Annotated in this window: 12 protein-coding genes and 2 pseudogenes; 7 read left to right on the forward strand and 7 right to left on the reverse strand. The window is 73.5% G+C overall.

Annotated features, from left to right (window positions below; all coding sequences use genetic code 11):
* Window positions 1-215 precede the first annotated feature (215 nt).
* The 3 genes from ABZT03_RS27115 to ABZT03_RS27125 all read right to left on the reverse strand — a co-directional run bounded on the left by ABZT03_RS27115 (window position 216) and on the right by ABZT03_RS27125 (window position 3,345).
* Window positions 216-875, reverse strand: coding sequence for a VTT domain-containing protein (locus ABZT03_RS27115; RefSeq protein WP_356043738.1), 660 nt, complete (start codon window positions 873-875; stop codon window positions 216-218).
* Between the two features lie 83 nt (window positions 876-958).
* Window positions 959-2,614, reverse strand: a complete 1,656-nt coding sequence (locus ABZT03_RS27120) for an alkaline phosphatase D family protein (protein WP_356043741.1) — start codon at window positions 2,612-2,614, stop codon at window positions 959-961.
* An 86-nt stretch (window positions 2,615-2,700) separates the two neighbouring features.
* Complete coding sequence (locus tag ABZT03_RS27125) at window positions 2,701-3,345, reverse strand: HNH endonuclease family protein (protein WP_356043742.1); 645 nt, start codon at window positions 3,343-3,345, stop codon at window positions 2,701-2,703.
* A gap of 427 nt (window positions 3,346-3,772) precedes the next feature.
* Here ABZT03_RS27125 and ABZT03_RS27130 point away from each other — a divergent pair, with 427 nt between their 5' ends.
* The gene (locus ABZT03_RS27130; protein ID WP_356043745.1) at window positions 3,773-4,354 is read left to right on the forward strand and encodes a TMEM165/GDT1 family protein; all 582 of its coding nucleotides are present in this window, start codon (window positions 3,773-3,775) and stop codon (window positions 4,352-4,354) included.
* Window positions 4,355-4,549: 195 nt separating this feature from the next.
* On the forward strand, window positions 4,550-5,218 hold the full coding sequence (locus tag ABZT03_RS27135; RefSeq protein ID WP_356043747.1) for an HAD family hydrolase: 669 nt from the start codon (window positions 4,550-4,552) through the stop codon (window positions 5,216-5,218).
* Window positions 5,219-5,251: 33 nt separating this feature from the next.
* Here ABZT03_RS27135 and ABZT03_RS27140 read toward each other — a convergent pair whose 3' ends face one another.
* The gene (locus tag ABZT03_RS27140; protein ID WP_356043749.1) at window positions 5,252-6,706 is read right to left on the reverse strand and encodes a peptidoglycan-binding domain-containing protein; all 1,455 of its coding nucleotides are present in this window, start codon (window positions 6,704-6,706) and stop codon (window positions 5,252-5,254) included.
* A 191-nt stretch (window positions 6,707-6,897) separates the two neighbouring features.
* On the opposite strand from ABZT03_RS27140, the gene ABZT03_RS27145 reads away from it, so the two are divergent.
* On the forward strand, window positions 6,898-8,943 hold the full coding sequence (locus ABZT03_RS27145) for an MDR family MFS transporter (RefSeq protein WP_356043750.1): 2,046 nt from the start codon (window positions 6,898-6,900) through the stop codon (window positions 8,941-8,943).
* Between the two features lie 41 nt (window positions 8,944-8,984).
* Here the strand turns inward: ABZT03_RS27145 and ABZT03_RS27150 are convergent, their stop codons facing one another.
* Window positions 8,985-9,476, reverse strand: coding sequence for a GNAT family N-acetyltransferase (locus ABZT03_RS27150; RefSeq protein ID WP_356043752.1), 492 nt, complete (start codon window positions 9,474-9,476; stop codon window positions 8,985-8,987).
* A 238-nt stretch (window positions 9,477-9,714) separates the two neighbouring features.
* Between ABZT03_RS27150 and ABZT03_RS27155 the strand changes: the two genes are divergently transcribed.
* Window positions 9,715-10,395, forward strand: a complete 681-nt coding sequence (locus tag ABZT03_RS27155; protein WP_356043754.1) for a hypothetical protein — start codon at window positions 9,715-9,717, stop codon at window positions 10,393-10,395.
* 599 nt (window positions 10,396-10,994) lie between these two features.
* A pseudogene (locus tag ABZT03_RS27160) lies at window positions 10,995-11,291 on the forward strand (hypothetical protein); the annotation flags it as partial.
* Between the two features lie 15 nt (window positions 11,292-11,306).
* Here the strand turns inward: ABZT03_RS27160 and ABZT03_RS27165 are convergent.
* The gene (locus tag ABZT03_RS27165; protein WP_356043755.1) at window positions 11,307-11,717 is read right to left on the reverse strand and encodes a DUF1992 domain-containing protein; all 411 of its coding nucleotides are present in this window, start codon (window positions 11,715-11,717) and stop codon (window positions 11,307-11,309) included.
* A 122-nt stretch (window positions 11,718-11,839) separates the two neighbouring features.
* On the opposite strand from ABZT03_RS27165, the gene ABZT03_RS27170 reads away from it, so the two are divergent.
* Window positions 11,840-12,232, forward strand: coding sequence for a hypothetical protein (locus ABZT03_RS27170; RefSeq protein ID WP_356043758.1), 393 nt, complete (start codon window positions 11,840-11,842; stop codon window positions 12,230-12,232).
* 75 nt (window positions 12,233-12,307) lie between these two features.
* Here ABZT03_RS27170 and ABZT03_RS27175 read toward each other — a convergent pair whose 3' ends face one another.
* A complete protein-coding gene (locus ABZT03_RS27175) occupies window positions 12,308-12,979 on the reverse strand; it encodes an O-methyltransferase (protein WP_356043761.1) in 672 nt (223 codons plus the stop codon).
* 96 nt (window positions 12,980-13,075) lie between these two features.
* On the opposite strand from ABZT03_RS27175, the pseudogene ABZT03_RS27180 reads away from it, so the two are divergent.
* Window positions 13,076-13,182 (forward strand): annotated as a pseudogene (locus ABZT03_RS27180) (3-oxoacyl-ACP synthase); the annotation flags it as partial.

The raw sequence follows: 13,182 nt of genomic DNA on the forward strand, positions 1-13,182 counted from the left end.
GGGTGGTTGGCGTCGTGTGTCGCGTGCGGGTTGGTGGGGGCTTGGCGCGCAGTTCCCCGCGCCCCTGAGGGGTGGGGTGCCGCCGTGTGTCGCGTGCGGGTTCGTGAGGGCTTGACGCGCAGTTCCCCGCGCCCCTCAGGGGTGGCTGGCCCCGTGTGTCGTGTGCGGGCGGGTGGGGGTTTGGCGTGCGGCTCCCCGCGGGCCCGGGAAGGGGTTCAGGGGCAGGCGGGTTGGCGGCGCATTACGTAGGCCGCTGCCGCGCCTGCTCCGAAGAGGGCCAGCAGGGAGACGGCCGTCGCCAGCCAGGTCGCGCCGAGCCAGTGGGCGCCGAGGTAGCCGAGGGCGACGCTGTAGGCGGTCCAGGCTATGCCCGCGAGGGCGGACCAGGGCAGGAAGTCGCGGACGCGGCGGTGGGCGGCGCCCGCGACCAGGGACACGACCGAGCGGCCGGCCGGGGCGAACCGGGCGAGGACGACCAGCGCGCCGCCGCCACCGGTGAGGGCCCCGCCGAGACGTTCCTGCGCGGTGGTCAGCCGGCGGGAGCGGGCGATCGCCCGGTCGAGGCGCTCGCCACCGCGCCAGGCCAGCCGGAAGGCGACCAGGTCACCCAGGACGGAGGCGGTGGCGGCGCACAGGGCGAGCGCCAGGATGTCGGGGACCCGGTGGGGGACCTCACCGGTCGCCGCGCCGGAGCCCGCGGCCGCCGCCGTGGCGGCGGTGATGACGAGCACCCCGCTCGGCAGGACCGGCAGGAAGACGTCGAGCAGGACCGACAGCGCGACCATGGCGTAGATCCATGGGCTGCCGGTCAACGACCCCACACTGTCCAGACTCCCGAGCACTGATACTCCCCGTGTTTCCCCCGTGACAGCCATACAGCGTACGCGGGGGGAGTGACAGGAGAGTCACGGGGGGCTCACGCGTTCGATGCGGTGCGTCCGCGCGCGAGGTGGTCGGGTCAGGGGGCGAGTTCGGACTCCCGCACCACGTCGAGCCGGGCCCGCCCGCCGTCGACCGTGCGGGCCTGTTCCAGCCGCAGCCGGGCCGAACGCCCGCGCAGCGTCAGGGTCATGAGCTGGTTGCCGAACCAGGGGCCGCCCGTCCTGCGCCAGGTGACCGACGGCCGGGGGCAGCGGCCGTGCCGGGTGAGCCCCCTGCCCAGGGCCCGGGCCGCCGCGCTCCAGCCGAACCGGAACCCCAGACGCATCGTCGTCGGGATGGAGTTGTGGACGGGCGAACAGGTCAGCTGCACCACGCGCGCGTCGGGCGCGCCCGCGGCCCGCGACGGCCACCGCGCCTCGGTGACGTACGCGTGGTGGACGTCTCCCGACAGCACGCAGATGGTCGCCGGTGCCCGCGGTCCCGAACCGGCCTCGGCGATCAGGTCCGCGAGCGCCTCGAAGGAGGACGGGAACGCGGCCCAGTGCTCCAGGTCGGCCCGGCGCCGCAGGTACTCCCCGAACCGCGCCCAGCGCGCGCCGCGTTCACCCCGGCACAGGGCCGCGTCCCAGTTCTCGGCGTCGTGCACCAGGTGCGGCAGCAGCCAGGGCAGCGAGGTGCCGATGAGGAGGTGGTCGTAGGCGCCGGGGTCCCCGAGGACCTGCTCGCGCAGCCAGCTCTCCTCGCCGGGGTCGAGCATCGCGCGCTCGTCCTCCTTGAGGACCCGGGTCGCCCGGCTGTCGACCATCAGCAGGCGTACGCGGCCGAAGTCGCGCCGGTAGCTCCAGCGCACCGAGGCGGCGTCGGCGTCGGCCCGGGCGGCGAACTCCCGTACCAGAGAGGTGCCGTCGGGGGTCTCGCGGACGGCCGCGTAGAGGGGGTCGGCGGCGAGTTCGGTGGGGGAGAGGTTGCCGAGGTGCTGGTGCACCCAGTACGACATCAGGCCGCTGAGGAGCCGTTCCTGCCACCACGGGGTGGTGCGCATGTCGGCGAGCCAGGCGGCCGAGGTGTTCCAGTCGTCGATGACGTCGTGGTCGTCGAAGACCATGCAGCTGGGCACGGTCGACAGCAGCCAGCGGATCTCGGGGTCGAGCCAGGACTCGTAGTAGAGGCGGGTGTACTCCTCGTAGTCGGCGACCCCGGTGCCCGGTGGCTCGCTCAGGTCGCGGCGGGCGGCCAGCCAGCGCTGGGTGTCCTGGGAGGTCTCGTCGGCGTACACCTGGTCGCCGAGCAGCACCAGGACGTCGGGCCGCCTGCCCTCCGGGTCGGCGGCGATCCGCGCCGCCAGCGTGTCCAGGGCGTCGGGGCCGACCGGGTCGTGCTCGTCGGCGGCGGGCGCGGCCCAGCGGCAGGAGCCGAAGGCGACCCGCACGCCGTCGTCCTCGGCGGGGGTGTGGATCTCCGAGGGCGGGAACCGCGAGAAGGGCGCCTCGGCCGGCGGCCACACCCGGCCGTCGTCGAGGTACACCTCGTAGGACCGTGTCGTGCCCGGTGTCAGGCCGCTCACCGGGACGAGCGCGTAATGATGGCCCGCGACCTGGAAGGTGCGTGCCGAGCCCCCGCTGCCGTCCGCGCAGCGCACCTCGGCGGTGCACGGACGGCTCGCCTCGACCCAGATGGTCGCGGACGAGCCGTCGGCATACCTCAGCAGTGGTCCCAGGCGCAGTTCCGCCACGTGATCGCCTCCTCCGTCGCCCCGTACGGTACGGAACGACGGAGGCCGGTGGCGAGCTTCCGGCCGCCCGGGTTTCGCTCCAGGCGTCAGCAGGCGGAGAGGTAGCTGGTGAGCGCGGACTTCTCGGCGGAGTCGACGGACAGGCCGTAGTAGTACTTCACCTGCACCCAGGCGCGGACGTAGGTGCAGCGGTACGAGGTGAGCGAGGGCATCCACTCGGCCGGGTCCTGGTCGCTCTTGGACTGGTTCACGTTGTCCGTGACGGCCAGGAGCTGCGGGCGGGTCACGTCGTTGGCGAACGCCTGGCGCTGGGCGGTGGTCCAGTTGCGCGCGCCGGAGTCCCAGGCCTCGGCGAGCGGCACGAGGTGGTCGATGTCCAGGTCGGAGGCGGCGGTCCAGGTGGCGCCGTCGTAGGGGGAGTACCAGCTGCCGCTGGTGGCGGTGCAGGCGGAGTTGACGACGACGTTCGAGCCGTCGCGCTTGAGGACGTACTCCCGGGTGTTGCAGGTGCCGCTGATGGTGATCCAGGTCGGGAACAGGTCCCGGCTGTAGCCGGTGCGGACCTCGGTGGCCACGGTGAGGGAGGCGAGATAGCCGCGGGCGGTGGCGGCGCTGACCGGCGTGGGGAGGGCGGCGGAGGCGGAGGGCGAGTTGAAGAGCGCCACGGAGGCTAGGAGACCGGTGAGCGTCGCGAGTATGCTCAGCCGTCGACGCGCGTAGAACTTCGGCATGCGAACTCCCTTGGGGGGTGGGGGCGTTGCGGTGCGAGCGAGGGAATGCTCGCGACGCCGTGTTGCGGTGAGGTGTGCGGCGGGTAAGAAGCTAATGACGTGTTCATGACATAACAAGCCTTCGGGGCGGGATTCCCGCCCCGAAGGGCTCCGGGGCACTCCCGTACCGGGGCCTTCCGGACGGTCGCGTACCATGGACGGCGCAGAAGGGGAGTAGCTCTTCGCCGGACCGTCGACATACTGCTCAGCTCGTCTGAGCCGGCGCCCGGAGGCAGACCCTCGATCACGACGGGGTAGGCCAGCGAGACCTTCGGCAAGCAGTGCACGTCCGTGCCGTCAGGCGCGGGACCCGTGTGCTGCCCTGCCGAGGTGTCCTGTGGAAAGGCTCAGCGCTCTCGGCGGGGCAGCCCCGACCGATTGAGGGACCTTGATCAGCATCACCGTGACGGCGCTCGTGTTCGGCGTCGTCTTCCTCGCCGAACTGCCCGACAAGACCGCGCTCGCCGGTCTCGTCCTCGGCACCCGGTACCGCGCCTCGTACGTCTTCGCCGGCGTCGCCGCCGCCTTCACCCTGCACGTCGTGCTGGCCGTCGCGGCCGGAAGCGTCCTGACGCTGCTGCCCCAGCGGCTCGTGCACGGGCTGACGGGTCTGCTCTTCCTGGCCGGCGCGGCGGTGCTGCTGCTGAAGAAGGACGACGGCGAGGAGGAGATCCGCAAGCCGGAGAACCAGTCCTTCTGGAAGGTCGCCGGCGCCGGTTTCATGCTCATCCTGGTCGCCGAGTTCGGCGACCTCACCCAGATCATGACGGCGAACCTCGCGGCCCGCTACGACGACCCGCTGTCCGTCGGACTCGGCGCGGTGCTCGCGCTGTGGGCGGTGGCCGGGCTCGGCATCGTCGGCGGCAAGGCCCTGATGAAGCGGGTGCCGCTGCGGCTCATCACGCGGATCGCGGCCGTGCTCATGATGGGCCTCGGGGTGTGGAGCTTGTACGAGGCCGCGACCGGCTGAGCCCCGCCGCGCGGCCGGGTGAGCTGAACGGCGGATGAACTGTCGCCGGGGGCGCTGGCGGAAAGCGGGCCGATTTTGTACCGTAGAGAAACAAAGTGGCTCCCGCTCGTTTCCCCTGACCGGCGGGCGGGGTCACCTTGTCACTCCGGGGGCCACACCCCAGCGCTCCCCGACCCCACGTTCTTGGAGTTGCCGATGACGGCCACCGCCGCGCCCACCGTGCTCACCGCCCGCGCCCTGCTGCTCGACATGGACGGCACGCTCGTCAACTCCGACGCCGTCGTCGAGCGCTGCTGGCACCGCTGGGCCGAGCGGCACGGACTGAACACCGGCGAGGTCATGAAGGTCGTCCACGGACGCCAGGGGTACGCCTCGATGGCGCTGCTGCTGCCGAACCGGCCCATGGAGCACAACCACGCCGACAACGCGCGCATGCTGGCCGAGGAGACCGCCGACATGGACGGCGTCGTCGCGATCCCCGGCGCGCCGGAGTTCCTCGCCGCGCTCGGCGGCCTGCCGCACGCCCTGGTGACCTCCGCCGACGTCGCCCTGTCCACGGCCCGCATGGCCGCCGCCGGCCTGGCCCTCCCCGACGTCCGCGTCACCGCGGAATCCGTCGGCGCCAGCAAGCCCGACCCGGAGGGCTTCCTCAAGGGCGCCGCGGAACTGGGCGTCGCGCCCGCCGACTGCGTCGTCTTCGAGGACTCGGCCGCCGGCATCACCGCCGGCCGCGCGGCGGGCATGCGCGTCGTGGGCGTGGGTCCGCGGGCCGGCTTCCACACCCCCGACGCCCTCGTCCGCGACCTCACCCAGGTGCGCGTGGAGGCGACGGGGGACGGGGAGATCCGGCTGCACATCGGATAGCGCCCGCGCCCGCTCCGGGCACCGGCACCGGCCCTACGGCTCGGTCGTCTCCGACTCCAGCCGCGCCCGCGTCGTCCGGTCGTACACACCGAGTTCGGGGGCCTGGATGCCGCGCGACCACTGGTAGTTGCGTACGGCGTCCTCGACGTGCTCGTTGTAGCTGCCGCTCGCGTCCCGGTCGTACAGGAACAACTGGCGCAGCCGCAGCTCGAGTTCGACGACCTCGGGTCCCTTGTCGCCCCGCCGCAGCACCGTGGCGCCGGAGCGGTCGTCGCCGGAGGGCGCGGCCGAGGCGGTGGGGGCGGCGGCCGGTGTGCTCAGGGACGGCGAGGCCGACGCGGACGGCGAGGGCGAGGCGCTCGACGGCGACGGTGACGCGGAGGAGGGCGACGCGCTGACGGCCGCCGACGGGGACGCGGACGCGGACGTCGGGGCGGCGGCGCTCGCCGACGCGGACGGGGAGGCCGACACCGAACTCCGTGACGGGTCCGGCACGCCGGCGCGTACCTCCCGGGACGGCGCGCCGTCCCGGGAGGGTGTCTCGTAGGAGAACAGCCCGCTCGCGAACCCGGCCGCCGCCACGATCGCGACGACCGCTCCGCCGGCGCCGAGCAGCACGGTCCGGTTGCGGCGGCGCGGCCGCTCACGGTCGTCGAAGGGCCCCGGCGCGCCATGGCCGCCGTCCGCCTCGAACAGGCTCAGGTCGGTGGCGCTGGGCGCGGTCGCCGGGGGCGCCAGGGGATTCGGCAGCGCGGTGGTCGCGTCAGCGTCCCCGCCACCGCGACCACCGTGACCCTCGCGACCGGTTCGGCCGCCGTTCCCGCTCGCGTCGCCGTTCCCGCGTCCGCCGCCGGGGGCGCCGACGGCCGGGATCGGCATCGTCACGGCGTCCCCTTCGCCGCCGGCACCGTGCGGGGGTGACGGCGGCACCGGCGTGCCGGCCGCCCCGGGCGTCACGGCCCGCAGTGCCATGGTCTCCTCGGCGACGGACCCGCCGTTTTCGGCCACACCTCCCGGCGCGCCTCCGGGTGCCCCACCGGACACGGTCCCCGGCGCGGCTCCGGGGCCGCCCCCCGCACCCGTCGCGGACGCCCCGCCGGGCACGGCTCTCGCGGCACCCCGGCCCGCGCCGGTCCCGGTCGGACCGGCCGGCGGCCGGCCACCGTCATCTCCCCGCGCCGAGCCCGACCGCGGCCCCGACCGCGCCCCCTGGTCCGGCCCCTGGCCGGGTCCCGGTTCCGATCCCGCCCGCGGGACCGCGTCCGCCGTCCCGTCCGTCCCCGGCGTCCCCTCCGTGTGCTCCAGGTGCTCCAGTTCCACGTACGGCCGTATCCGCAGCGGGTCGAAGTCCTCCGCCGCTGCCGCCTCCGCCGTACGGGCGTGGAGCAGGGCGTCGGACGCCCGCCGACCGCAGCCGCAGGACGGGGTGTTGTCGGCCCCCCGCGGCGCACCGCACTCCGGGCACAGGTGCCCCTTCGGCTCGTCCACGCGTCCGGCCCTCCCCTCGTCCATGTGTTCGCATCCCCTCGCGAACTCCAGAGATTATCCGGATCTCCTCCACACCCCCCGCCGCGAGCCCCCGGAATGCCCGCTTCCAGCCGGACTCGACAGGCCATAACGCGCCACTCCCACCACGATGGAAGCCACGGGATCAGGAACCGCGAACCACGGAGGCCGGCATGGCAGGGGACGCGCCCGTCGCGACCGGGCACGCACGAGACGCACGGGACCCGCACGTCCCCGGCAACGTCATGGTCTCGATCGGCGCGCTGCTGCTCGGCATGCTGCTGGCCGCCCTCGACCAGACCATCGTGTCGACCGCCCTGCCCACGATCGTCAGCGACCTCGGCGGCCTCGACCACCTCTCCTGGGTCGTCACGGCGTACCTGCTGGCCTCGACCGCCGCGACCCCGCTGTGGGGCAAACTCGGCGACCAGTACGGCCGCAAGAAGCTGTTCCAGACCGCCATCGTGATCTTCCTCATCGGGTCCGCGCTGTGCGGCATGGCGCAGAACATGCCGCAGCTCATCGCCTTCCGCGCGCTCCAGGGCCTGGGCGGCGGCGGGCTGATCGTGCTGTCGATGGCGATCGTCGGCGACCTCGTCCCGCCCCGGGAACGCGGCCGCTACCAGGGGCTGTTCGGCGCGGTCTTCGGCGCGACCAGCGTCCTCGGGCCGCTCCTCGGCGGCGTGTTCACCGAACATCTCAGCTGGCGCTGGGTGTTCTACGTCAACCTGCCCGTCGGCGCCGTCGCGCTCGCCGTCATCGCGACCGCCCTGCACATCCCGCACAAGGTCACCCGGCACGTCATCGACTACCTCGGCACGCTCCTCATCGCGTCCGTGGCGACCTGCCTGGTCCTGGTGGCCTCCCTCGGCGGGACCACCTGGGGCTGGGGTTCGCCGCAGATCGTCGGCCTCGCGGTGCTGGGGGTCGTACTGGCCGTCGTGTTCGTGCTCGTGGAGCGAAGGGCGGCCGAACCGGTCCTGCCGCTCAAGCTGTTCCGCATCCGCACCTTCACGCTGTCCGCCGTGATCAGCTTCATCATCGGCTTCGCCATGTTCGGCGCGATGACCTACCTGCCGACCTTCCTCCAGGTCGTGCGGGGCGTCTCACCGACACTGTCCGGCGTCCACATGCTGCCGATGGTGTTCGGCCTGCTGCTGGCGTCCACCGTCTCCGGCCAGATCGTCAGCCGCACCGGCCGCTGGAAGGTGTTCCCGGTCGCGGGCACCGGCGTCACCACCATCGGCCTGCTCCTGCTGCACCGGCTCGACGAGCACAGCTCCACCGCGGCGATGAGCGTGTGCTTCTTCGTCTTCGGGCTGGGCCTCGGCCTGGTCATGCAGGTCCTCGTCCTCATCGTGCAGAACGCGGTCTCCTACGAGGATCTCGGCGTCGCCACCTCCGGCGCGACCTTCTTCCGATCCATCGGGGCCTCCTTCGGCGTCGCCATCTTCGGCACGATCTTCGCGAGCCGCCTGGGCGACAAGCTCGCCGACGCGCTGCGCGGCGCCCCGCTCCCGCCCGGGGTCACCGCGGACGCGCTGGAGTCCGACCCGCGGGGCATCGCCGCCCTGTCGCCCGCGCTGCGCCCGGCGGCCCTGCACGCCTACGCCTCGTCCATCACCGACGTCTTCCTGTACGCCGCTCCCGTCGCCTTCCTCGGCTTCGTGCTGGCCTGGTTCCTCAAGGAGGACAAGCTGCGCGGCTCGGTCACGGCCCCCGACGTCACCGAGACCCTCGCCAGCAACCCGGTCGAACGTTCCTCCTACGACGAGGTGTGCCGCGCGCTGTCGGTCCTCGGCACCCGCGAGGGCCGCCGCGAGATCTACGAGAAGATCACCGAACGGGCCGGCTACGACCTCCAGCCCGCGGCGAGCTGGCTGTTGCTGCGGACCAAGAAGTACGGCTGGGTCGAACCGGCCGTCCTGTCCGACCGCAGTTCCGTCCCGGTGGGCGTCCTCATCGAGGCGGCCCGGCAGGTCGAGGCGGAGGGCCTGGCCGAGCGCGCGGGCCTCGACCTGACGCTGACCGACCGGGGCGCCGAGGTCGCGGAACGCCTGGCGCAGGTCCGCGAGGACTCCCTGGCCGAGCTCCTCGGCGACTGGTGGGGACCGGACCGGCCGACCGACCTGATCCAGCTGGTGCACGAGCTGAACGAGGAACTGTGCGGCTCGGACCGGGAGCAGCCGCACAGCGGACCGGCGACGCACGTCGGCTGAGCGCCCCGCGGGGTCCTACCGGGCCTGCGGGGGCCGGTGGGTCAGCGGAGGTCCTTGGTGAACCAGTGGCCGGCGTACGGGTCGTCGTTGTGCGGCTCGGTCTCCGTGTAGCCGAGCCGGCTGTAGAGGGCGCGGGCCTCGACGAGGTCGCTGCGGGTGTCGAGGATCAGCCGGGTGGCGCCGAGCGCGCGGGCCGCGTCCTCGGCGGCGCCCACGAGGAGGCGGGCGCCGCCCCTGCCGCGTCGCCCCTCGTACAGGAACACCCGGGTGAGCTCCGCCGTCGCGGCGTCCAGCAGCCGTACGCCCGCGCTGCCGGCCGGCTCACCGTCGTACCGCGCGACCACCAACTGTCCCTTCGGCGGGCTGAGTTCCGAGCCGGTGTGGGCGGCGATCTCCCGTTCCAGTTCGGCGGACCCGGTCCGGTGCCCCTCGTGCAGCAGGTACCAGCGGTCGCTGACCTCCGTGTAGTACGCCCGCCACAGCGCGGCGGCGACCGGGGAGTCGAAGGGTTCCGGAGCGAGGGTCCACGTCATACCCGTCATTCTCCGGAGGCGGTGTGCGGGGCGCGCAACCGGATATCGGCGACCTCCGGGAGTCCCGCGGGTGAGGGGCGACGGGGTGGAGCGGGGTTGCGGACGGGGGAGGGACGGGGGAGGGACGGGGGAGGCCGCGGGGCGGACGGCCACCGTTTGGGGAGCGACTTCGCGGCAAGACGGTCAGAGAACCGGCCCGTACGGACGGCCGGTTGGGTCGAGAACCCGGAAGGCATCCATGTCCACAGGCGTGATCATTGCTCTGATCGTGATCGTGGCGGTCGTCGTCATCGTGGCGGCCGTCCTGACCCTGCGAGCCCGAGGCGGGCACGCGGGCGGAAGCCTGAAGCGACGCTTCGGGCCCGAGTACGACCGTGCCGTGGCCCGGCACGACGGGGACTCCGACGCCGCCGAGCGCGAGCTCGCCGAACGCGTGGAGCGGCACGGCTCCCTGCAGCCGCGGGAGCTGGAGCCGGCGCAGCGCGAACAGTTCGAGGCCCGCTGGACGGCGGCCCAGGAGCGCTTCGTCGACTCGCCGTCGGAGGCGGTGGCCGAGGCGGACCGACTGCTGGCCGAACTCGCCGAGGCCCGCGGTTTCCCGCAGGGCTCGCAGTACGAGGAGCAGCTCGCCGCGCTGTCGGTGCACCACGCGCACCACGTGCACGGCTACCGGCGCGTGCACCGCGTCGCCGCCACCCGCGTGAGCGGTACGCAGGACGGCGGCCGGGCGGGCACCGAGGAGATGCGTGAGGCCATGGTCGAGGCCAGGGCCCTGTTCGAGCAGTTGGTGGGCCCGGCCGGTCGGCTCGACCGCCGGGACGAGTCCCGCACGGCCGCCGGCGAGTCGACGCCGGCCCGTACCGAAGGCCGCGACAACCAGACGTGGGCGTTCAACAAGCGCCATGTGAAGGGGAGTTGAGCGACATGACGGACGCGACGACCGGAGCGGGTGCCGAGGGCACCCCGCGCGACGGCAAGACCAGGGGCCGCTCCTCCATCCCCGCGACGCCTCCGGGCCGTGACCCGGCGACGGGCGAGGGGACGACCGCGGCCCGCGGCGACACGGTCCCCGGCGGCTTCACCGCACCCGCCGGCGACACCGCGGCGGGCGGACGTACGGCGTACGAGCCCACGTCCTCCGACGACACGGCGACGGCACGCGACACCGCAGCCGACCGCGCCGGCACCGCCGGCCGTGACACCTCCGTGGGGCGCGGCGGCGGCCCGGACGGCGGCAACACCCCGGTCCCGCTGAGCAGCCGCGGCACCGAGTCGGCCCACGGCTCGACGGACACGGACGGCACCCGGACCACGGACGGCACCCGGACGACCGACAGCGTGTCCGGCAACGGCACCGGCACCACCGGCACCACCGGCACCACCGGCACCACCGGCATCACCGGCACCGGCACCACGGACTCGCGGAACTCCGCGGGCATCGGGAGCGGGGCCGGCGCGGCCGGTACGTCCGCTTCCGACGGCCTGACGAAGTCCGGTATCGGGGGCCACGGCGAGCAGCTGTTCCCGCACGACGACGAGAGCGACAAGCTCTCCCTGCGGCTCCAGCACGCGGTGACCGGGTTCGTGGACAGTCCCCGCGCCTCCGTCGAGGAGGCCGACCGCGTCCTGGAGGAGGTCACCTCGCGCTTCACCGCCGCCGTGACCGAGCACCGCCGTACGCTGCGCAAGTCCTGGCAGTCCGCGGACGGCGCGGACGGCGCGGACGGCAAGTCGGTCACGAGCGCCGACACCGAGCAGCTCCGGCTGGCGCTCCGGGACTACCGTGAACTCGCGGAGCGGCTCCTGCACCTCTGAGACCGCCCCACGGCTCTATCCGGCCGCCGCCCGGCGCTCCCGCCACTGGCGTACGACGTCCTCGACGTCGTACGGCTTCAGACCCAGCGGGGGGCCGGGCGGCGGCCTGAACATGACGTCACGGATCTTGACGTTGACGTCCTCGACGATCTTCCGCACGATCCGCTCGGAGGGCGCCACCGCGGCCGCCGCGAGAGCGTCCTCGGCCTCCTTGCGCAGCGCGAGCGTCGGTGGCAGGACCGACAGGCCCTCGCGTGCCATCTTGCGCCGGATCCACCAGAGTTCGTCGTACGAGGTGTCGGCGCCGCCGGGAAGCGGCTTGCCCGCGCCGGGCAGGCGGTCGAACTCGCCGCGCGCCTCAGCCTCCCGGATCTGCCGGTCGACCCAGGACTCGAACGGGATGCCGGGTGGCTTTCGCTCGGTCATGGGTCCATTGTGCCGGACGCGACAGGCCCGGGCGATTTATCATGCGGCGTCGGTGCGCCAACCAGGCCGCCGCGCAGGGGCGTTCCCAGCCCTCGTACCAGGACGTCTCAGGAGGAGCGCACGTGCTCGAACTCACCATGGCCACCGTCAGCGGTGCGGAGGAGGGTGCCACGGCCGGGATGCTCATGGCCGAGGCGCCCAGCGAGCCGGGCGCGGTGCTGCGGGTGGGCCGGGACAAGTCCGTGTGCCGCCTGGCGACGCCCGACGACTGGCTGTTCATCTCCCGGGTGCACCTGGAGTTCCTGTGCGGCCCCGAGGGCACCTGGCAGCTGTCCTGGCTGCGTGGTTCGCAGCCCGACCCGTCCTCCGAGGTCATCGTGGCGATCGGCGCGCACGCCCAACCCCTCCCCTACGGCGGGACGGTGACGCTGCCCGGCGGTGGCAGCGGCGAGGTGATCGTCCGCGACCGCACCGCCCCGCGCAGCGTCAACGTCGGCTTCTACCACGAGGTGTGACGCCCGGGCCGCCCTGACCGGGGCCGGGGCCCGGTGACGGGGTCCGGCCCCGGGGCCGTGGCGGCTGCGGAGCGCTCAGGCCAGCACCCGGGCCAGCGCGAAACCGTCGTAGCCCTTGCCGCCCACCGTCTGGAGCGCGGTGCCGCTCAGCCTCGGGTGGCTGCCGATGAGTTCGATGGCGGCGCGGGTGCCCACGACGTCCGGCGAGCTGTCGCCGGCCTCGGCCACCCGGCCGCCCCGTACGACGTTGTCGACGACGATCAGACTGCCGGCCCGGGTGAGCCGCAGGGCCCACTCCACGTAGTGCGGGTTGTTGGCCTTGTCGGCGTCGATGAAGACCAGGTCGAAGGGGGCCGGGTTCTCGTCGGCCAGCCTCGGCAGGGACTCCAGGGCCGGACCCACCCGCACCTCGACGACCTGGTCGAGCCCGGCGCGGGCGATGTTGCGGGTGGCGACCTCGGCGTTCCGGGCGCTGTACTCCAGTGAGATCAGCCGGCCGTCGGCGGGCAGCGCCCGGGCCAGCCAGATGGTGCTGTAGCCGCCGAGTGTGCCGATCTCCAGGACGGTGCGGGCGCCCTGGATCTGGGCGAGCAGCTGGAGGAACTTCCCCTGCGGCGCCGTCACGGCGATCTGGGGGAGCCCGGCGGCCTCGCTGTCACGGACGACGGCCTCCAGGGCCTCGTCGTCGGGTGCGAGGCGGGCGGTGAAGTAGTCGTCGACGGCGTCCCAGAGCTGCGACTCGCTCATGCACCTGTGCCTTCCGTATGTCTAGTTAGGGGGGCTAACTAGTTGCCCTAACGAATATAGTCGCGCGCGGGTTCGCTGTCCGGGATTTCGCGGTCCGGGGTGTCCGGGGCCAAGGGCATGGTCGTCGAGGGTTCCGCGGAGTACGTCCTGGTCATCGGCGTCGAACGGCTCTCCGACCTGACCGACCTGGAGGACCGGGCCAC

It is taken from the genome of Streptomyces sp. NPDC005574 (assembly GCF_040605435.1).
Taxonomy (GTDB): Bacteria; Actinomycetota; Actinomycetes; order Streptomycetales; family Streptomycetaceae; genus Streptomyces.